General features: G+C 59.2%; 18 protein-coding genes. 11 read left to right on the top strand and 7 right to left on the bottom strand.

Going from position 1 to position 19,244, the window contains the following annotated elements; translation table 11 throughout:
• The first annotated feature begins 21 nt into the window (after nucleotides 1-21).
• Nucleotides 22-471, top strand: a complete 450-nt coding sequence (gene nrdR / locus R6254_RS11890; RefSeq protein WP_318407022.1) for a transcriptional regulator NrdR — start codon at nucleotides 22-24, stop codon at nucleotides 469-471.
• A 37-nt stretch (nucleotides 472-508) separates the two neighbouring features.
• Here the strand turns inward: nrdR and R6254_RS11895 are convergent, their stop codons facing one another.
• The 6 genes from R6254_RS11895 to R6254_RS21960 are packed head-to-tail and all read right to left on the bottom strand — an operon-like array spanning nucleotide 509 to nucleotide 7,576.
• The gene (locus R6254_RS11895; RefSeq protein WP_318407023.1) at nucleotides 509-955 is read right to left on the bottom strand and encodes a type IV pilin protein; all 447 of its coding nucleotides are present in this window, start codon (nucleotides 953-955) and stop codon (nucleotides 509-511) included.
• A gap of 23 nt (nucleotides 956-978) precedes the next feature.
• Entirely contained in the window at nucleotides 979-4,968 is a 3,990-nt protein-coding gene (locus tag R6254_RS11900; protein ID WP_318407024.1) for a pilus assembly protein, read from the bottom strand.
• Between the two features lie 18 nt (nucleotides 4,969-4,986).
• Nucleotides 4,987-5,592 carry a PilX N-terminal domain-containing pilus assembly protein gene (locus R6254_RS11905; RefSeq protein ID WP_318407025.1) on the bottom strand — a complete coding sequence of 202 codons (606 nt, stop codon included), beginning with the start codon at nucleotides 5,590-5,592 and terminating at the stop codon, nucleotides 4,987-4,989.
• A complete protein-coding gene (locus R6254_RS11910; RefSeq protein WP_318407026.1) occupies nucleotides 5,593-6,474 on the bottom strand; it encodes a PilW family protein in 882 nt (293 codons plus the stop codon). It abuts the gene before it with no gap.
• Entirely contained in the window at nucleotides 6,471-7,043 is a 573-nt protein-coding gene (gene pilV, locus R6254_RS11915) for a type IV pilus modification protein PilV (protein WP_318407028.1), read from the bottom strand. The genes R6254_RS11910 and pilV overlap by 4 nt, the downstream gene beginning before the upstream one ends.
• A complete protein-coding gene (locus tag R6254_RS21960; protein ID WP_412103155.1) occupies nucleotides 7,034-7,576 on the bottom strand; it encodes a GspH/FimT family pseudopilin in 543 nt (180 codons plus the stop codon). The genes pilV and R6254_RS21960 overlap by 10 nt, the downstream gene beginning before the upstream one ends.
• A 102-nt stretch (nucleotides 7,577-7,678) precedes the next feature.
• Between R6254_RS21960 and ribD the strand changes: the two genes are divergently transcribed.
• The 10 genes from ribD to tolA all read left to right on the top strand — a co-directional run bounded on the left by ribD (nucleotide 7,679) and on the right by tolA (nucleotide 15,553).
• Nucleotides 7,679-8,767: a bifunctional diaminohydroxyphosphoribosylaminopyrimidine deaminase/5-amino-6-(5-phosphoribosylamino)uracil reductase RibD gene (ribD, locus tag R6254_RS11920; protein WP_318407030.1), complete on the top strand. Its 1,089-nt coding sequence runs from the start codon at nucleotides 7,679-7,681 to the stop codon at nucleotides 8,765-8,767.
• Between the two features lie 57 nt (nucleotides 8,768-8,824).
• Nucleotides 8,825-9,460, top strand: a complete 636-nt coding sequence (locus R6254_RS11925) for a riboflavin synthase (RefSeq protein ID WP_318407031.1) — start codon at nucleotides 8,825-8,827, stop codon at nucleotides 9,458-9,460.
• Between the two features lie 3 nt (nucleotides 9,461-9,463).
• Nucleotides 9,464-10,576, top strand: a complete 1,113-nt coding sequence (ribBA, locus tag R6254_RS11930; protein ID WP_318407033.1) for a bifunctional 3,4-dihydroxy-2-butanone-4-phosphate synthase/GTP cyclohydrolase II — start codon at nucleotides 9,464-9,466, stop codon at nucleotides 10,574-10,576.
• 3 nt (nucleotides 10,577-10,579) lie between these two features.
• A complete protein-coding gene (gene ribH / locus R6254_RS11935) occupies nucleotides 10,580-11,044 on the top strand; it encodes a 6,7-dimethyl-8-ribityllumazine synthase (RefSeq protein WP_318407034.1) in 465 nt (154 codons plus the stop codon).
• A 34-nt stretch (nucleotides 11,045-11,078) separates the two neighbouring features.
• Entirely contained in the window at nucleotides 11,079-11,594 is a 516-nt protein-coding gene (gene nusB / locus R6254_RS11940) for a transcription antitermination factor NusB (RefSeq protein WP_318407035.1), read from the top strand.
• A gap of 23 nt (nucleotides 11,595-11,617) precedes the next feature.
• Nucleotides 11,618-12,826 carry a pyridoxal phosphate-dependent aminotransferase gene (locus tag R6254_RS11945; protein WP_318407095.1) on the top strand — a complete coding sequence of 403 codons (1,209 nt, stop codon included), beginning with the start codon at nucleotides 11,618-11,620 and terminating at the stop codon, nucleotides 12,824-12,826.
• Complete coding sequence (locus tag R6254_RS11950) at nucleotides 12,819-13,352, top strand: tol-pal system-associated acyl-CoA thioesterase (protein ID WP_318407037.1); 534 nt, start codon at nucleotides 12,819-12,821, stop codon at nucleotides 13,350-13,352. Before R6254_RS11945 ends, R6254_RS11950 begins: the two co-directional genes overlap by 8 nt.
• On the top strand, nucleotides 13,349-14,041 hold the full coding sequence (tolQ, locus tag R6254_RS11955) for a protein TolQ (RefSeq protein ID WP_318407039.1): 693 nt from the start codon (nucleotides 13,349-13,351) through the stop codon (nucleotides 14,039-14,041). The genes R6254_RS11950 and tolQ overlap by 4 nt, the downstream gene beginning before the upstream one ends.
• Nucleotides 14,042-14,193: 152 nt before the next feature.
• The gene (locus tag R6254_RS11960; protein WP_318407041.1) at nucleotides 14,194-14,625 is read left to right on the top strand and encodes a biopolymer transporter ExbD; all 432 of its coding nucleotides are present in this window, start codon (nucleotides 14,194-14,196) and stop codon (nucleotides 14,623-14,625) included.
• A 16-nt stretch (nucleotides 14,626-14,641) separates the two neighbouring features.
• Nucleotides 14,642-15,553: a cell envelope integrity protein TolA gene (gene tolA, locus R6254_RS11965; protein ID WP_318407042.1), complete on the top strand. Its 912-nt coding sequence runs from the start codon at nucleotides 14,642-14,644 to the stop codon at nucleotides 15,551-15,553.
• Nucleotides 15,554-15,686: 133 nt separating this feature from the next.
• Here the strand turns inward: tolA and dnaE are convergent, their stop codons facing one another.
• Nucleotides 15,687-19,199: a DNA polymerase III subunit alpha gene (gene dnaE, locus R6254_RS11970; RefSeq protein ID WP_318407044.1), complete on the bottom strand. Its 3,513-nt coding sequence runs from the start codon at nucleotides 19,197-19,199 to the stop codon at nucleotides 15,687-15,689.
• Nucleotides 19,200-19,244 lie beyond the last annotated feature (45 nt).

Consider the following 19,244-nt stretch of genomic DNA (forward strand, 5'->3'; position numbering starts at 1 on the left):
TACAACTTCAGGTAACACACCATGAAATGCCCTTTCTGCGGCCATCTCGAGACCCAGGTCGTTGAAACACGGGTCTCGGAAGACGCAGACTTCATACGCCGCCGCCGTCAGTGCGGCGCGTGCGAAAAACGCTTCACCACCTACGAACGCCCCGACGTCAACTTCCCGGCCATCGTCAAAAAAGACGGCCGCCGCATCGAGTACAAACGCAGCAAGATCCTCGACTCCATGAAGCTGGCGTTACGCAAGCGCCCGGTCAGCACCGAACAGGTGGACTCGGCGATTGAGCGGATTGAAGAAAAGCTGCTGAACCTGGGCCTTCGGGAAGTGCCCTCCACCCGACTCGGTGAACTCGTCATGCGCGAGCTCAAAAAACTCGACAAAGTCGCTTATGTGCGTTTTGCCAGCGTGTACCGGAGTTTTGAGGATATTGATGACTTCAAGACCTTGGTGGATGAAGTGCGGCGGTAGTCCAAAATGACTGTACCGATCACCCGGTATTGAAGCCTTATCTCCAGCACTCCTGAACTGTCAGTGCCGAACTTGTTCCTTTCACGCCTGTATTGGTGAGCGTCAGATTCCCGCATTTGTCGGTCCCCCTTGGGGTCGCCGTCAAAACATAGGAGTTCACCACCGGGGCGCCTAGCGCAATATCGTATTTAGGTGATTCCGCCGGCACGGCCACCAATCGGCCAGGTAACACCACCGCCGTGGCGCCCGCAGCGTCTGCCGTGTAGCGACTGTTCACCGCATAGAACCGCTCCATAAATTGTTGCGCCTCCAGCAGAGCCGCGCGCGCCGACGCGCGATTTCCTCGCTTGATGTACTCCGTGTAGCTTGGAAACGCAACAGCGGCAAGAATGCCAACAATGGCCACCACGATCATCAGTTCAATCAAGGTAAAACCCAGAGCCCTTCTCGCGGATGGAACAGAAATACAGGGGCGTAACAACATGGTCGGAATCCTATTCAAATACTTCAACGAATGGGGGGATTGATGATGCGCCGCTGGATACGTTGAAACAGGCGGGTAGGCGTGAGTGTGGGGTCTTTAACACAAAGACTGTCCTGCCCGTCGGCTTGCTGCTTGCTTATCAACGTGTATCCGGGCTCGCAGATTGTTCCGCCACCAATACCTTTTACCAAAGCACGAATACCCACAGAAGCTGTCTGTACACCTATGACCAAAGCATCATGGCTATTGACAACACCATCACCATTGGTATCGAAAATAGGCGTTGTAGCCGCTGCACCAAGCTCCGCGCCAAAAACGAAGTCAATGCCAATACCGGTGCTTGAATCGCAAACCTCGGCCGATTGCGGCGGAGCCACCGCAGTCACAAGAACCAGCGCTGAGGTGACAGACTGACTTGGATAAATAACACGGCCACCAGTGATGGCCGGCGATAGATCTATATACCAACCGCGCTGGGTCGCCCAGTTCGGAGAGGCCCCGGCAAGGCTGTAAAAGACTCTAGTTGCCGCGGAACCGGTTCCGCTTGTCGCAGTCAGTGTTCTGGCTGCCAATGCAGATCTGGAGAGAGGACGCGACACACTGTCTGCGGGCTTATCCCAAATACCATAAATGGTCTGGGCATCTGTATTTACCTGGTCCGCAGCCGTCAACAACTTGCCGGTCCCGAAAACAACAATCTTGCCGCCCAGCGAATGATCAAATAACGAAGGCGGCTGGGTAATCGCTTGGGCTAGCGAACTCGGACCCGTCGCCGTAAACAATGCCGCTCCACCCGACACCACAAAAGGAACACTGGGGGTGTTGTAGTCGAACTTCCAGAGTTTGCCCTTCAAATCGCCCGCATATAAATTGGTAATTTGTCCAAAACTGTTGCGTATGACACCAACGCCTCCCAAGCCATTGCTACCTGAGGTATCCACATTGAGCTTGGTAATGGCGGCGGTCGCGAGATCCACGATGAACAAGGTCGCATATCCATTGGTGCTGGAAAAACCGTTGCCAAAGATAGCGACCCATTTCCCACTGGGCAGCACACCAACTTCAATAGGCGCCAGGACATAACCCAGATCCGAATCAGTGGCACTGGAAATCTCCCAACGAATATTGGAAGCATTCAGATTCGGTGAACTCGTCACGTCCAGCGCATACACCGCGCGCCCGCCTGCACCCAGCGAGCCCATGAGGTAATTTCGCCAACATGTCGCACCCGCTGCACAGGCTGGATGGCCGGAAAATGCCGGATAAGCGGGCCCCGCCACGAAGGCGTCAAACTCTCTCTGCGGGCCGTCAACATAGAACTTGTGTGGCACAGTAGCGCCATAACTCTTGTCGCTCAACTTGTACAGGTCCGGATAAACAGTTCTAGGTACATAGGCAAACACCTCTCGCCCATCGGTCGAAGCTGTTGATGCAAGTGGGGGTTGCGCATTGACGTCCTTGAAGCCATGCAACATTCCGTCGTTTCCCCCTACAAAAAGCACAGCATCTCTTGCGGTCTTCGCGGCGGTAAAAATTTGATACCCATTTGTCCCACCAAGATTAAGGCTGCTGTACCCGCCATCAAACAGCCCTTTGATCAGGACCGGATTGGAGTTGACAAAATCACCCAAAACAAACGGAGTACCCGTCGCATCCTTACGCTCCCGAAAGGGATTTGATGGCGCGGCCAAGCTGACTTCGTTGCTATGATCACCGCGCAAAAAATTAACAAGATTGAGAGAGCCGGAAGTCATGGCCGTTTGATTGGCAGAACTGAGGGCTCCCCAGTTAAACGCCACAGCGCCAGGTACCAATGGCGAACTAATCGGGGCGGTGTCCCAGGTGAAGATGTTGCGCGAGTTCCATGCCGGCATCCGAGCCGCTGCACTCCACACGGCCGCTGTTGTCTGCCCGTTCGCATCCAGCGGTTGGGCCGAAATATCGCCATTCCAAACACTTCCGTTGAAAGTGGGTACATATTTCCGATTACCGTTTTGCAGTACAGAGGAAACAGTGGCCACACCGGCAGTCGCGCCGGTTCCACCTTGTGCCCCAGCGAGTGCGCCCGCAATAGCCGCAGCCAAACTAGCAGGGTCTTTGGCACTGTAATAAGCACCCCGGCTATTCACCGCAGCGTGCCAAAGATCGTCAATATTGGCCGGCAGCGAAGCTGATTCCGAGGGCTGAGCCCACGACTTGGTGCCAGCCGTCAGCGCCGGCAAATCTATTGCTGGGTCTAGGTCACCGCGTACCCCCAAACCCACCATGAAGTTGGTCATGCTCTGCCAGTACGAAGGATCGACGCTGTTGGCGACCACCTTGTTTGCGATGTTAGGTTGAAGATCATTTTTCCAGTACTTCATCGCCACATCGGCCAACGTATCGGTAAACCCGTCCGCATAAGGTTTGGTATTTGCGGCGAACGTATAACTACCGCCAGCCATCTGAGTTCCCGCTGTACTGTCGAGATCACCCACGGTTGGCGGGGTGCCGTTCCAGTAACCATCGGTCACCATCAGTTGGTAAGAACGTCTGCAAGTCTTGTTGTTCGTGGTCACATTGCTGACGCTCGGATCATCGGTATACGGACCTCTACCATCTGTACGGCTGTAATACCGACCTACGGCGTCCAACGCAGCGGGCAAGGGCGTACCCCCTGATGCAGGCAGGTCTTCAAGCCATTTGTACAGCTGATTCTTGCGCGCTTGGGTGAAATCCCTCACACCACCACCACCGTATAGCGTGGTATTGGATTCAATCACTGTGGTGTTGACGCCATCGACCGCTGCTGAACCTTTGTTGATGCGCCCAAAGCCGAGCCGAATTGTATTGCCGACGTTCGCAAATGACTCCATCATGGATCCACGCGCCAACAAGTTACGCGTACGGTAGTAGGTGAACCAATTGGCAAAATTTTGCCGCTCTTGGGCTTGCGTACAGCCGGTGGCCCCAACCGCACCAGAGCAATCAGTGCGCGCCGCCACCTTGGAAAATGACGCGGCGACATTTATGCTGTAGCCGGTGTAGTTGGCATAGTTGTTAACCGCCTTGTAGCCTTGCGCCACGCCCGTACCGGAGCCAGCGCCCGTAGCGGTAAATGCCACGCCAACAGTATTGGACGCCGCTCCAATCGACGTGAAGTTGGTTGTGCCGACTGTGGTAATGGTGTAAGTAGTGCCGGTCACAAAGGACCCTGCATTTACATTTTGCTTTTGCAGCCTGAAATAAACGCCAGGGTCATGATTTAGCGATGCCGTGTTATTGTTTACGTTGTCACAGTTGTTTCGCAGCTTGGCTGTACCTGTACCAGCCCCGACTCCGGTGGCGGTGAAATTTCTGCCCACATTGTTATTACTTGCGCCAATCGAAGTGAAGTTTGTTGTCCCACTTGCAGTGATTTGGTAACTCATCCCAACGACAAATGACCCGGCAGCGAAAGAATCAGTGGTGTTGAAGTTACACCAATTGCTACTGCCACCGGGCGCCGTATAGGACGTCAGATCGATGACCGATGCAGCGACTCCGGTGCGAATGAGGGGGTCCTTGTAGGCCGCAGCTGCTGGAGAATTGGGCAGGCGGGTCACGCCATCGCTAGTCATCCAGGGGCGGTATAGAGTTTCAGGGTTGTAAAAAATGGAATTGGTATCGGGCGAGCGAAGGGCTCGCAACACGTAATTGGTCGAATTGATGTTTCCGGGCACCGTTCCTGCGAAATTAACACCAACCTGATAATCGTCCCGAGGATCCCACCGCACAGTTTGGCTACCCACCGGATTTACCGTTGCAAAAGTTCCGCCAGCAAATAGGTTTTCAGGTATGTGCTGAAAGTGCATGGAACCGGAGTCGTCCATGGTCAGCATGAGATTGGGCGTCACCCCACCGCCCGAGATGTTCAAAAGGGGAATTTGAGCAGGAACCGGCTGCGACTGCACGCCCGGAATAAAAATCATCAGCAGAGGCAAACCCACAAGCAGGGCACGGATAGGGCTGCATAAAAAAGTGGCAAAAAACATTTGGATTTTCCTTCGCGCTCACAAATTCAAAATGGATTGCAGCCAGACCACCGAACCATTGGTGGTGTTTCCGGCGTTGTCGGCCCGATAGTCAGGACTGAACCCCCGCGCTGTAACCACGGTCACGGTGAAGGTTGTTGGGCTCCCGAGAGTCTGAATTTCGGCTACACATTCAGGCGCTTTTGCTGGTAGATAGGTGCTGATGGCCGAGCTGTACTGACCTGCGCCCAAAACCGTACGAGTCGCGGCGGCACCGCCCGCGTTCACGGCGCCGGTCCATGAAAGAGGGTTCTCCCACGCGCCAACCGGTACCGCAATGGTCATATCCACCGTTGGTATGACTGCGGCCCTAAGACTATTGACGCGGGTCGGCAATGGCGCCACATTGCCGTCAGGAATTTGTAGCTGTGCTTCGCAATAGCGCAACGCCGCTTCTGCATACTGCTGGGCCACGATGTCCATACGCACGTTATTTGTTACCCGCTGGCTTGAGGTGGCGCCCCGCATCGCCGACGTTGCGGTGAGGCCAATCACCACCAACAGGAGCAGAACGATGATGAGAGAGATGCCCTTTTGGCGGGTCGTCGAAACAGGCGTCGGTATATTAATCATGATGAGCGGCATTCAAAGCGGCATCCGGACACGCAAGCTGGCGGTTGTGAAGTAGGCCCGGCGCAAGAAGCGATCATTTGACGCTGACGCCACTGAGTCGCAATCAAGGTAAGTCAGTGTGTCGTCACCAGCGTTTAATACGGGTTCCGCGCTGCGCACCAGTAGACAAACACGCACACTGATAACTTGTCCCCACTCAGCCGCTGCCGGAACCGCCCCAAGCGCAGCAATGTCTGTTGCGGTGACATACCGAACTACTTGCGTAGGGCTCGCCAGAACGGAAAGGCCATACCATACTTTCATGTTTTCAATGTTTTCAATCAACGGCTGCGCTGATCCCGCTGCGTTGTTACTGGCGCAATACAACTCCGGCCGTCCCGAAGCGCCTGCAGAAATAAAGTACCGGTTACGCGCCACATAGGGAGGACCCACCGGAATCGAAGTACCCAGACAATCGGAGGGCACACCGCCGGCAGTGAGGACCGTGTTGTCCGCATCTGCCTCGTACGCGACTTCAAACGCAGGGGTCGCCGAAGCGCCGCAGACCAGGTTCGCGGCCCTGGGGTTTGCAAAACCTGTATCACACCCGAAGATAAAGGCACCCACACCCAAGGTATTCGATGTCAAGCTGAAAGTTGGCGAAGCCCCGCCACTTGATGTCAATGCCGTCGGCTGGGCGTACCCCGCCATTTGCAAGTCCCGAGAGAGGATGCTCAAGCCGATCTGGGCATCTTCATTCATCCCCGCGTAGGCAGACTGAAACCGCCCCGCCTTACTCGATCCAATAATGCTGACCAGCACAGCGCCCACCACCACAAGGCCAATCACCAGGGAAATCAGCAGCTCGATCAGGGAAAGACCCCTGACCCTTGAACGCATTGAAACTGGTTTCATAAATTAATCCTGAAATAGCTGCAGCGCACACTGGGACTAGCAGCCACACTCAAGGCACCCGGGCATTCCGACGCAGTAGTAGGCGCATCGTCGGCACTGGCCACAGCCGGGTCACGCCAGACGAGCCAGACATCGGCCGCACTTTGAACATTCTGGTACACGATGTAGGCAGACCCTTCGGGTAATTGACTGCGAACCACCACCTGCCAGGTTTGCAAGTCGTATGCAGCCAACTGGGCGGCAGTGCACGTCACAGCATACGAATTGCACAAGGTGCCGGCTGCTGAGGGCAATGCCGCCTGCGTCGCGAAACTCGTTCCCAGGGCATAGCCGGCCGCCCCAACCTTGTTGGCGCGCATACGTTCGCCCAGGTCAGTGGCCAGTTGAGTCGCCGTACCACGGTACTGCGACATCTTGGTGTAGCGAATGGATGAAGCATTCACGCCCGCCAATGCCAGCAAACCAATGGAAGCAATCACGATGGATACAAGCACCTCAATCAGCGACACACCATGCTGTTGATGGCGGTGGCTCGTGCCATGTTCTAGGCAAGACGTGCTCATACGCATGCTGCTGTTCCTTCCGCCCTCAAAGCAGGTCGTCCGGTTGTCGAAACACAAACCAGGCGGGTATAACCGGCAGGAACCCCACCAGTCGGTGTGATATTGAAAGTCTGTGTTGCACCCTTTGCCCACCCGGTAGGTTCGTATCTGAATATAGAGATAGTGTTGGCGGGATTAGAGTCCAGTTGAATCGACGCAATGTTTGGGAGTGCCTGCTGTACTTTGACCAAATCATCCCCAGCGGACACGTTGCTGCTGGAATCCCTGTCCACAAAAACAATCCAGCCATCACTCCAGCTACCGGTGCCTGAGCAACTCGCACCGTTGGTTGAGCGACAAATAACAGTTCTGGTCGAGCGTTTGAGCGCCTCTGACCGGGCAAAGCGCATATCGCTCACCAACGAGTCAGCAGCAGCTTGAACCGACCGCCTGACCAAAAGCCCACTAAAACTTGGAGCAGCCAAAGACGCGAGTATGGCAACAATCGCGACAGTGACTAGAAGCTCAATTAGCGTAAATCCATGTTGGCGGAGTTTCATACGATGGAGATTACCGCAGAGAGTTTTTCAGTGGTCGGAAGACCCGACGTTTGGCGCGATTGAGCCGCCAGGCGGTAAACTGAGCGCCTCTGAAAACTGGAAATGATTGAACGCGCCACTCAACTCGCCGCCCTCGGGCGGTTCGCCCCGCCTCCAAACCCTTCTGTAGGCTGCATCATTGTGTCCGCCGATGGCCTTGTAGTTGGTGCGGGCCACACACAACGTCCCGGAGGCCCCCACGCCGAAGTCATGGCGCTGCGCGACGCTGCAGCACAAGGCCATTCCGTCGTCGGCGCCACCGCCTACGTCACCCTCGAACCTTGCTCCCACCATGGCCGCACCGGCCCGTGCTGCGACGCGCTGATTGCGGCCGGCATCAAAAAAGTGGTCGCCTCCATCGCAGACCCGAATCCGTTGGTATCGGGTCAAGGTTTTGAGCGCTTGCGCGCTGCGGGCGTTAAAGTTGAAGTCGGTCCGGGCGCCGAAGAATCCCGCGAGCTCAACATCGGCTTTTTCAGCCGCATGATCCGCAAAACGCCTTGGGTACGCATGAAAGTGGCGGTATCGCTGGACGGCAAGACCGCGCTGGACAACGGCGCCAGCCAATGGATCACTTCCGACCTTGCCCGCACCGACGGCCATGCCTGGCGGGCACGTTCCTGTGCTGTTTTGACCGGTATCGGCACCGTGCTGGAAGACAACCCGCGGCTGGATGTGCGCCTGGTCGACACACCGCGCCAGCCACACCTGGTGGTGGTGGACAGCCGTCTGGAGACGCCGCTGGACGCTCATCTTTTTATAGCTGGTCGCGCGCTCTACATCTACGCTGCAGAGCAAAATGATGCCAAACAAGCGGCACTCGAAGCACGCGGCGCCACGGTTGTCTACCTGCCCGACCCCCACGGCAAGGTGGACCTGGCGGCCATGCTGCGCGATCTGGCCCGTCGCGAGGTGAACGAACTACATGTCGAAGCCGGGCACAAGCTCAATGGCTCGCTGATTCGTGAAGGCCTGGTGGACGAGTTTGTGGTTTACCTGGCGCCCAAACTGATAGGCCAGGGGCGCGGCATGGCCAACTTTGGCCCGATCACCGCGCTTTCACAGGCCATGGAACTGGAGTTTCGCTCGACTGACAAGCTGGGGCCGGACCTGCGGATTGTGGCCAGAGTCCAGGGCCGCGACCAGTTTTAGGTCAAGGTTTCTGAGCCGGCGCCTCTGCGAGCGGCCAATCTCTGCGAAAATACCCCCATGTTTACCGGAATCATCACCGGCGTGGGGCGCATCGTCGCTGTCCATCGCCTGGGCAGCTCTTTGGACCACGGCAAGCGTCTCACGATTGAGGCGCCCTCTGGCTATCTTGACGACGTGGGCCTGGGCGACAGCATCGCCCTCAATGGCGCCTGCATGACTGTGACCCAGCTGGACCTGCCAAACCGGCAGTTTCTGATTGAAATTTCAGCCGAATCGCTGGACAAAACCAGCGGACTGGCAGAACCCGGTCCCATCAACCTCGAAAAAGCTTTGCGCGCCCATGACCGCCTGGGCGGCCATATTGTGGCCGGCCATGTGGATGGCATTGGTGAGGTCACACATTTTGCCCAGGTCGGCGAAAGCTGGGAGTTGCGCATCCTGGCGCCGCGCGAGCTGGGCAAATACCTGGCCTACAAGGGTTCCATCACCGTCAACGGCGTGAGCCTGACCGTGAACCGGGTGACCGACCTCGAAGGCAGCCAGGCCGGCTGCGAGATCAGCATCAACCTGATTGCCCACACCGTCCAGAACACCGCCCTGGCACATCTGCACCCACAATCGCAGGTCAACCTCGAAATTGACTTGATCGCACGTTACGTCGAGCGCATGCTCCAAGACGGAAAGAAACCCTGACCCATGACCATTGCCATTTCCCCCGTTGAAGACATCGTCGCCGACATGCGGGCCGGCCGCATGGTCATCCTGGTTGACGAAGAAGACCGTGAAAACGAAGGCGATCTGGTGCTGGCCGCCGACCACGTCAGCGCCGAAGCCATCAACTTCATGGCGCGTTACGGCCGTGGCCTGATCTGCCTGACCCTGACACGTGAGCGCTGCGAAAGGCTGCAGTTGCCGCCCATGGTGGCGCGCAACGGCACCAAGATGGGAACCGCTTTCACGGTGTCGATCGAAGCGGCCGAAGGCGTGACCACCGGCATCTCGGCGGCCGACCGCGCCCGCACCGTGCAGGCGGCTGTGGCCAGGGACGCCCAAGTCAGCGACCTGGTGCAGCCCGGCCATATCTTCCCGCTGCAGGCGGTGGACGGCGGCGTGCTGATGCGCGCCGGCCACACCGAAGCTGGCTGCGACCTGGCCGGCATGGCTGGTTGCTCTCCGTCTGCGGTGATCTGCGAAATCATGAAAGACGACGGCACCATGGCGCGCCTGCCGGACCTGCAGGTTTTCGCCGCCGAGCATGGCCTGAAAATTGGCACGATTGCCGACCTGATCGAACACCGCAGCCGCAACGAATCATTGATTGAAAAAATCGGCGCGCGCACCATCCAGACCGCTTTTGGCGAGTTCACGGCGCATGCCTTCAAGGACAAACCCAGCCAAGGCCTGCACCTGGCCCTGGTCAAAGGCCAGTGGGCACCCGACGACATCGTGGCGGCACGGGTCCACGAGCCGCTGTCGGTGCTGGACCTGCTGGAAACCGGCCGCTCCATGCACTCCTGGAGCCTGGACCAAAGCCTGGCGCACATTGCCAAAGAAGGCAAAGGCGTGGCCGTGTTCCTCAATTGCGGGGAAAGCGCGGCCCAGTTGCTGGCGCAGTTTGAAGGCACGGCCAGGCCCAGCCAGGCGCCCGAACGCGGCCGCATGGATTTGCGCACCTACGGCGTGGGCGCACAGATCCTGCGCGAATGCGGCGTCCACAAAATGATGTTGATGGGCAATCCGCGCCGCATGCCCAGCATGACGGGTTACGGCTTAGAGATCACCGGCTATATCGCCAACAAAAAGGATTGAATTGTGTTTGGTGCAGAAAAAGGCTCAGCCGACAAGCTGGACGGCAAAAAACTGGCGATTGGCATTGTCCAGGCGCGTTTTAACGAAACAATCACCAACACCCTGGCGCAAGCCTGCTGGCAAGAACTGCTGGCACTGGGTGTGGAAGAAAAAAACATCCACCACGTCAAGGTGCCGGGCGCACTGGAAATCCCTGCCGCCCTGCAAGCTCTGGCTGAGCGCGACGAATACGACGCGCTGATCGCCCTGGGCTGCATCATCCGTGGTGAAACCTATCACTTTGAACTGGTCGCCAATGAAAGCGGCGCCGCCGTCAGCCGGCTGGCCCTGGACTACCAGTTGCCCATCGCCAATGCCATCCTGACAGTGGAAAACGTCGAACAGGCCGAGGCGCGCCAGATCGACAAAGGCCGCGACGCGGCGCGTGTTGCTGTGGAAATGGCCAACCTGCTGAACGAACTTGCCTGAGCACTCCCTGCCAACCCTCCCGAATAAACGCGCCATGTCCGAAACAAACACCACAAAACCCAAACGCCCGCCGCAGACCCGCACCGGCCTGACCGACACCGGCGTGAAAAAAGCGGCGGACAAATCGCCGCGCACACGTGCACGCGAGTTCGCCCTGCAGGCCTTGTACCAACATCTGGTGGGCCGCAATGAAGCAACGTCCATCGACGCCTTCACCCGCGACCTGGTGGGTTTTCACAAGGCCGACTCGGCGCACTACGACGCGCTGCTGCACGGCTGCATCAGCGAGGCCGTGGCGCTGGACGCCAGCGTGACGCCGCTGCTGGACCGCAAGATGGCGGAAATATCGCCGGTCGAACACGCGGTCATGTGGATTGGCATTTATGAGTTCAAACACTGCCTGGACGTGCCTTACCGCGTGGTCATCAACGAATGTATCGAGCTGACCAAGGCCTTTGGCGGCACCGACGGCCACAAATACGTCAATGGCGTGTTGCACAAGCTGGCACCGACCTTTCGGGCCGCCGAAGTCGCCGCAGACAAGGCGTGAACCCGGTGAGTTCATCGAATTCATTGCGCATCGCCAGGCGTGCCCAGCGCATAGAACCTTTTTATGTGATGGAAGTGGCCAAGGCGGCGGCGGCCATGGCCAAAGAGGTCGCCCACACCGCGCAACCGATGATTTTCCTGAACATTGGCGAGCCCGACTTCACCGCGCCGCCGCTGGTACAGCAGGCCGCCACCCGCGCCATCCAGGATGGCAACACCCAGTACACCCCCGCCACCGGCCTGCAGCCCTTGCGGGAACGCATCAGCGACTGGTACGCCACCCGTTTTCAGGCCGAGGTGGCGCCCAGCCGCATCATCATCACCGCCGGCGCGTCCGCCGCCCTGCAGCTGGCCTGCCTGGCCTTGATCGAAGCCGGCGACGAGATTTTGATGCCCGACCCCAGCTACCCCTGCAACCGGCATTTTGTCAGCGCCGCCGAAGGCACGGCGGTGCTGCTGCCCACCACGGCCGCAGAACGTTTCCAGCTGAGCCGCGCCAAGGTCGAAGCCGCCTGGACCGACAAGACCCGCGGCGTGTTGCTGGCCTCGCCCTCGAATCCGACCGGCACCTCGATTGCGCCTGAAGAGCTGCGCAGCATCCACGAGTTTGTGCACAGCCGTGGCGGCATCACCCTGATTGACGAAATTTACCTCGGCCTGAGTTACGAAGAACACTTTGGCCACACCGCGCTGGCCATGGGGGACGGCTTGGGCGAGAGCATCGTCAGCATCAACAGCTTCAGCAAATATTTCAACATGACAGGCTGGCGCCTGGGCTGGCTGGTCGTGCCCGAAGCCCTGGCACCGGTGGTCGAACGTATTGCGCAAAACCTGTTCATCTGCGCCAGCACCATCGCCCAGCATGCCGCACTCGCCTGCTTTGAGGCCGAGAGCCTGGCGGAGTACGAACGCCGCCGCGCCGAGTTCAAGGCCAGGCGCAACTACTTCATCCCAGAGCTGAACCGCCTCGGCTTGACCGTGCCTGTCATGCCTGACGGCGCTTTTTATGCCTATGCCGACTGCTCGGCGGTGGCACACAAGCTGGGCGTGGACCCGGCCACAGGCGGCAGCTGGGAGTTTGCCTTCGAGCTGATGAAACGCGCCCACCTAGCGGTCACGCCGGGTCGCGATTTCGGCACCGATGCGCCCGAGCGTTACATCCGTTTTTCGACGGCAAGTTCCATGGCCGAGCTGAAAGAAGCCGTGGCGCGGCTGGAGGCGGTGCTTGCTTAAGCCAGCCGCATTCCAGTGGCCGCTACGCATTTACTGGGAAGACACCGATGCCGGCGGCATCGTGTTTTACGCCAACTACCTGAAATTTTTTGAACGTGCGCGCACCGAGTGGCTCCGATCACTAGGCATAGCCCAGCAGCAACTGCGCGAAACCACAGGCGGCATCTTTGTGGTCACCGACACCACGCTGCGATATCACCGCCCTGCCCGCCTCGACGATGAACTGATTGTTACCGCGGGGCTGATCGAAAAGGGCCGCGCGTCCTTGATAATCGGGCAGCAGGCGCTATTAAAATCAGAGCTACCACACCTACCCGACAGCCACTTGGGCAACGTGCAATTTTCCGACGGGCCGCCCCTAGGAAAATTAGCCCCCTCGGGGGGCAGCGTCTTACGCGCAGCGAAAAGCGTGGGGGCCACATTGCTCTGCGAAGGCACGGTGCGTATCGGCTGGGTGGACGCTGCCAGCCTGAAACCTGCAAGAATTCCCGCTCACCTCCTTGACCGTCTGGAAACCACAACATGAACCAGGATTTATCCATCGTCAGCCTTATCCTCAACGCCAGCTGGGTGGTCCAGGGTGTGGTGCTTTTGCTGGCCGGTGTGTCGATTGCGAGCTGGGCCGCCATCTTCCGAAAAATCATTTCGCTCAAACGTGTGCAGTCGCTCAACGACCAGTTTGACCGTGAGTTCTGGTCCGGCAGCAGCCTGAACGACCTGTACGCCGCCGCCAACCAGAATGCAAAACACAGCGGTCCGATGGAACGTATTTTTGCCAGCGGCATGCGCGAGTTCCAGAAGCTGCGCGAGCGCCGCATGGACGACGCCAACATCCTGCTCGACGGCGCCCGCCGCGCCATGCGCGCCAGCTACCAGCGCGAGGTCGATGCGGTCGAGTCCAACCTGTCCTTCCTGGCCACGGTGGCGTCGGTCTCGCCATATGTCGGCCTGTTCGGCACGGTCTGGGGCATCATGCACGCCTTCACCGGCCTGGCCGCGCTGGAGCAAGTCACCTTGTCCACCGTGGCACCCGGCATTGCCGAAGCGCTGGTGGCCACGGCCATCGGCCTGTTCGCCGCCATTCCAGCAGTGGTGGCCTACAACCGTTTTGCACACGACATCGACCGCGTCGCCAACAAGCTGGAGACCTTCATCGAAGAGTTCTCCAACATCCTGCAACGCAACCTGGGCGTGCAGTCGCCCTCCGGCCACTAAAGATGTTCGCCCCCACGCTTGTCGCTACGCGTACTGCGCTGCCCCCCGAGGGGGCTTTTTTTCCTAGGGGCGGCCCGTCGGAAACATGCTTGGCCCTCACATTTTCGGCTTCGCCTGCCCATTGGGACTGCCCCAGAGAGACCTGACCCACCATGCCAGCTATCAACTCGCGCGGCCGAGGTCGCCGCACCATCAATGAAATCAACATGGTGCCTTTCATCGACGTGATGCTGGTGCTGCTGATCATCTTCATGGTGACGGCGCCGCTGATCACGCCCAGCATGATTGCCCTGCCGCGTGTCGGCAAAGCGCCCGGCCAGCCGCCCAAGCCGATCCAGATCGAGATCAGCAAGGAAGAAGTCATCCAGATCAAGTCGGACGGCCAATCGGTGCCGGCCAGGCTCAGCGAGGTCGGTCCCGCCGTCAAGCGCCTGCAGCCGGCCGTGCCCGCCGGCGAACAACTCACCCCGGTGGTGATCAGCGCCGACAAGTCCATCAAATACGAAACCGTGGTCAAGGTCATGGACGCGCTGCAAAAAGCCGGCGTGGCCCGTGTCGGCCTGTCCGTGCAAACCGGCAACTGAGCCGCTCACACACCCTATGCCCAGCGCTGGCGATCGCCCCGACTTTGCCCCGCACCGCGAGCCCGGTGCGCTGCGCTCTTACAGCCTGGCCTTGCTGGTCCATTTGCTGCTGCTGGGGGCCTTGACCTGGGGCGTGCACTGGAAACGCAGCACCCCCGATATCTCTTTTGAGGCCGAGTTGTGGTCCAGCCTGCCACAGGAGGCCGCGCCCAAACTCGTGGAAGCGCCACCGCCGCCGCCCCCACCTCCGGCACCTGAACCCGTGGTCAAAGCGCCACCACCGCCACCCGCGCCCGACGCCGACATTGCGCTGGAGCGCGAGAAAAAGCGCAAGCTGGAACTGCAGAAAAAAGAAACCGAACTGTTGAAGGCGCAAAAAGAGCAAAAGGAACAGGACCGGCTGAAAGAACTTCAGGCCAAAAAAGAAAAAGAACAAAAGGCCAAGGAAGAGCTGACCAAGCGCAAGGCGGAAGACGCCAAAAAGCTGGAAGCCAAAAAAGCCGAAGACAAAAAGCAGGACGCGAAAGAAGCGGACAAGAAAAAGCAGGCAGACGCCGCCGCCGAAAAACAGCGCCAGGACAATATCAAACGGGCCATGGGCCTGGCCGGCGCCACGGGCGGCGCAGACGCCAAAGGCACGGCGCTCAAAGCCAGCGGCCCCTCGGCCAGTTATGGCGGCAAGGTGCGTGCCAAGGTCAAACCCAACATCGTGTTCACCGAGGACATCGCCGGCAACCCCACCGCCGAGGTGGAAGTGCGCACCGCGCTGGACGGCAGCATCATCAGCCAGCGACTGATCAAGTCCAGCGGCAACAAGGCCTGGGACGACGCCGTGATCAAGGCCATCATCCGCACCGAAACCATGCCGCGCGACGTGGACGGCCGCGTGCCCACACCCATGATCCTGGAGTTCCGGCCCAAGGACTAAGCCGCAAAGTGAGGGGCGATGGACCCCGCTTGGCGGGGATAACGCAGCAGTTGGCAAGGTTGGAGGCAGCGCCTCCAGTCGCTATCAATAAAATAGCTTCTTGTGCCCGTCAGATAAGGGCTAGCGCCCTATTTCATTCATAAACGATCTGCGCCTGGCCCTGGTCGGCCTGGGCCATCCAGCTGGCCAGCGCCGCGTCGGTCGGGAAAAACTTCGCGGCTTCACCCAGTTGCAATTCGGCCACCACGTCCTCGCGCTTGAGGCTCAGGCGCACCGGCAAACCGCGGTTGACTTCGCCCTGCTCGGTCATCTCGCGGCGCGGCGGGAAATCCTTGACGATGCGCTGCACATCGGGCGCCGTGCCATTGACCGCCACGCGCAGGTATTTTCCGAAACGGCAACGCGCCGCGTCCAGGTCCCAGATCTGCGTGACCTTGAGCCGCAGCCCGCCGGAAAAGCGGTCCTGCTGCAAAATGCCCTGCACCACCACCAGCTCATCGTCTTTCAACACGTTGCGGTTGGCGTTGATCAAGGCTTCGTCGGCGGTGGCTTCCAGCAGCGCTGATTTATCGTCCAACTTGAACAGCGCCAGCTTGCCGCGCTGGCCGTTGATAACGCGGAAATCGGTCACGATGGCGGCCAGCAGTTGCGGGTCGCGCGAGTCGATCAGGTCGTCAATCTTGCGTCTGGCGAACTGGCGCACTTCGCGCTCGACCGCATCGAACAAATGACCGGACAGGTAAAACCCAACCGCGGTTTTTTCCAGCATCAAGCGCGCCTTGATACCAAACGGCAAGGCCTCGACCAGCGGCGGCTCCTGGGTGCTGGCCGCATGCGAGTCCGACATGTCGAACAGCCCGCCCTGGTTGGCATTGGCCTGCGTCGCGGCGGAAAATTCAAAGGCCCGGTCCACCGAGGCCAGCAGCGAAGCGCGGTTAAGCTGCAGGTTGTCAAACGCACCGGCCTTGATCAAGGCCTCGACCGTGCGTTTGTTCAATTTGGACTTGTCGACCCGCACGCAGAAGTCATACAGCGAAGTGAACGGCCCGCCCTCTTCGCGCTCGGCCACGATGGCGGCAATCGCCTGCTGGCCGGTGCCTTTGACCGCACCCAGGCCGTAACGGATGCTGGTGTTGCTGATCGGCTCGAAGCGGTAGTTGCCGCGATTCACGTCGGGCGGCTCGAAGCTCAAGCCCATTTTCATCGCGTCACCGAACAAGACCTTGAGCTTGTCGGTGTCACCCATTTCAACCGTCATGTTGGCGCAGAAAAACTCGGCCGTGTAATGCACCTTGATCCAGGCCGTGTGGTAGGCCAGCAGGGAATACGCGGCGGCATGCGACTTGTTGAAGCCGTAACCCGCGAATTTTTCCATCAGGTCGAACACCTCGTCGGCCTGGGCCTCGTTGAGATCGTTCTTGGCCGCACCGTCACGGAAAATCTGCCGGTGCTTGGCCATTTCGTCCGCGTCTTTTTTACCCATCGCGCGGCGCAACATGTCCGCGCCGCCCAGCGAATAACCACCCAGAATCTGGGCGGTCTGCATCACCTGCTCCTGGTAGACCATGATGCCGTAGGTCTCGCTGAGCATGTCGGCCACCAGCGGGTGCGGGTAAATCACTTCCTCGCGGCCGTGTTTGCGCGCCACGAAGCTGGGAATCAGGTCCATCGGCCCCGGGCGGTACAAGGCGTTGAGCGCGATCAGGTCTTCCAGCCGCGTCGGCCTGGCGTCCTTGAGCATGCCCTGCATGCCGCGGCTTTCAAACTGGAACACCGCTTCCGTCTTGCCTTCCGAGAAAAGCCGGTAGACACGGGCATCATCAATCGCCAGGTCTTCGTAGCGAAAGTTCTGCTGGCCCGGGTGGCGCTTGATGATGAACTCTCGGGCGACTTCGAGAATCGTCAGTGTGGCCAGCCCCAAGAAGTCAAACTTCACCAGGCCGATGGCTTCCACGTCGTTCTTGTCGTACTGGCTGACCGCCGAGTCGCTGCCCGGCTGCTGATAGAGCGGGCAAAAGTCCGTCAACTTGCCAGGTGCAATCAAGACCCCGCCGGCATGCATGCCGACGTTGCGGGTCAGACCTTCAAGCTTGCGCGCCAACTCCAGCAAGGTGCGCACGTCTTCTTCCTTGCTCTCGCGCTCAGCCAGAATGGGTTCGGCTTCCAGCGCATACACCAGCTTGTCGTTTTTGGCGTCATGACCGGGCGGCGGCAACTGCAAGGTCACGGCCTGGCCGGGTTTGTTGGGGATCAGCTTGGAGATGCCGTCGCAAAAACCGTAGGAAAAATCGAGCACACGGCCCACGTCGCGAATCGCCGCGCGGGCCGCCATGGTGCCGAAGGTGACGATCTGGCTGACGGCCTCCTTGCCGTATTTGGCCTTGACGTAGTCGATCACCCGGTCGCGGTTGGTCTGGCAGAAGTCGATATCGAAGTCGGGCATGGACACCCGCTCCGGGTTCAGGAAACGCTCGAACAGCAGGTTGTATTGCAGCGGATCCAGGTCGGTGATCTTCAGCGCATAAGCCACCAGCGAGCCGGCACCCGAACCCCGGCCCGGCCCCACCGGGCAGCCGTTGTTTTTGGCCCAGTTGATGAAGTCGCCCACGATCAGGAAGTAGCCTGGAAAGCCCATCTTCAAAATCGTGTTGATCTCGAACTCCAGCCGCTCCACATAGGCAGGTCGTTTGTCCCCGCGCAGCTTTTCATCGGGGTAGAGATGCGCCAGGCGTTCTTCCAGCCCTTCAAACGAGGCATGGCGGAAGTAGTCGTTGATCGGCATACGCACGCCGTTGACCTCGGGCGTCGGGTAGTCCGGCAACATGGGTTTGCCGAGCTCAAGCTTCAGGTTGCAGCGTTTGGCAATTTCCAGCGTGTTGGCCAGGGCCGACGGCAAGTCGGCAAACAAGGTGGCCATCTGGTCCGAAGATTTGAAATATTGCTCGCGCGTGAACTTGCGCACACGCCGCGCATTGCCCAGGATTTCACCTTCGGCAATACAGACGCGGGCCTCATGGGCCTCGTAGTCGTCGTAACCCAAAAACTGCACCGGATGGGTGGCCACCACCGGCAGATTGAGCCGGGCCGCCAGTTGCACGGCGGCCGCCACATGGCGCTCATCGTCGACACGTTGGGCACGTTGCAACTCGATGTAAAAACGATGCGGAAAAAGTCCCGCCAGGTACAGCGCACACTCGATCGCACGCGGGTCATCACCTTGCAGCAGGGCCTGCCCCACGGCGCCGCCTTGCGCGCCTGACAAGGCAATCAGACCTTCATTGAGTTCCTGCAGCCATTCCAGGCTGATGACGGGCTGGTCGCGTACCAGGCCCCGGGTCCAGGCCCGTGTCAGCAACTCCGACAGGTTCAGGTAGCCTTGGCGGCTTTGCACCAGCAACAGCAACCTGGCTGGTGCTGTGCCGGCCTCTTTGCCCGGAATTTGTACCCACACATCCGCCCCGATCAACGGTTTGACACCGGCGCCACGGGTTTTCTTATAAAACTTCACCGTGCCGAACAGGTTGTTCAGGTCGGTGATAGCCAGCGCGGGCTGGCGGTCGGCGGCGGAGGCCGCCACGATTTCATCGATGCGGTTGGTGCCATCGACGACTGAAAACTCGGTGTGAATACGTAAATGGACAAACATGGCTTCATTTTAGGGCTGAGGCTGGAAAGCCCTTCTCCCAGCAAG

The organism is Polaromonas potterensis (assembly GCF_033446725.1).
Taxonomy (GTDB): domain Bacteria; phylum Pseudomonadota; class Gammaproteobacteria; order Burkholderiales; family Burkholderiaceae_C; genus Polaromonas.

Excerpts from the sequence above, each read along its gene's own strand:
- nrdR (WP_318407022.1), top strand. The coding sequence starts at position 22 with ATGAAATGCCCTTTCTGCGGCCATCTCGAGACCCAGGTCGTTGAAACA.
- R6254_RS11895 (WP_318407023.1), bottom strand. The coding sequence starts at position 955 with ATGTTGTTACGCCCCTGTATTTCTGTTCCATCCGCGAGAAGGGCTCTG.
- R6254_RS11900 (WP_318407024.1), bottom strand. The coding sequence starts at position 4,968 with ATGTTTTTTGCCACTTTTTTATGCAGCCCTATCCGTGCCCTGCTTGTG.
- R6254_RS11905 (WP_318407025.1), bottom strand. The coding sequence starts at position 5,592 with ATGCCGCTCATCATGATTAATATACCGACGCCTGTTTCGACGACCCGC.
- R6254_RS11910 (WP_318407026.1), bottom strand. The coding sequence starts at position 6,474 with ATGAAACCAGTTTCAATGCGTTCAAGGGTCAGGGGTCTTTCCCTGATC.
- pilV (WP_318407028.1), bottom strand. The coding sequence starts at position 7,043 with ATGCGTATGAGCACGTCTTGCCTAGAACATGGCACGAGCCACCGCCAT.
- R6254_RS21960 (WP_412103155.1), bottom strand. The coding sequence starts at position 7,576 with ATGAAACTCCGCCAACATGGATTTACGCTAATTGAGCTTCTAGTCACT.
- ribD (WP_318407030.1), top strand. The coding sequence starts at position 7,679 with ATGATTGAACGCGCCACTCAACTCGCCGCCCTCGGGCGGTTCGCCCCG.
- R6254_RS11925 (WP_318407031.1), top strand. The coding sequence starts at position 8,825 with ATGTTTACCGGAATCATCACCGGCGTGGGGCGCATCGTCGCTGTCCAT.
- ribBA (WP_318407033.1), top strand. The coding sequence starts at position 9,464 with ATGACCATTGCCATTTCCCCCGTTGAAGACATCGTCGCCGACATGCGG.
- nusB (WP_318407035.1), top strand. The coding sequence starts at position 11,079 with ATGTCCGAAACAAACACCACAAAACCCAAACGCCCGCCGCAGACCCGC.
- tolQ (WP_318407039.1), top strand. The coding sequence starts at position 13,349 with ATGAACCAGGATTTATCCATCGTCAGCCTTATCCTCAACGCCAGCTGG.
- R6254_RS11960 (WP_318407041.1), top strand. The coding sequence starts at position 14,194 with ATGCCAGCTATCAACTCGCGCGGCCGAGGTCGCCGCACCATCAATGAA.
- tolA (WP_318407042.1), top strand. The coding sequence starts at position 14,642 with ATGCCCAGCGCTGGCGATCGCCCCGACTTTGCCCCGCACCGCGAGCCC.
- dnaE (WP_318407044.1), bottom strand. The coding sequence starts at position 19,199 with ATGTTTGTCCATTTACGTATTCACACCGAGTTTTCAGTCGTCGATGGC.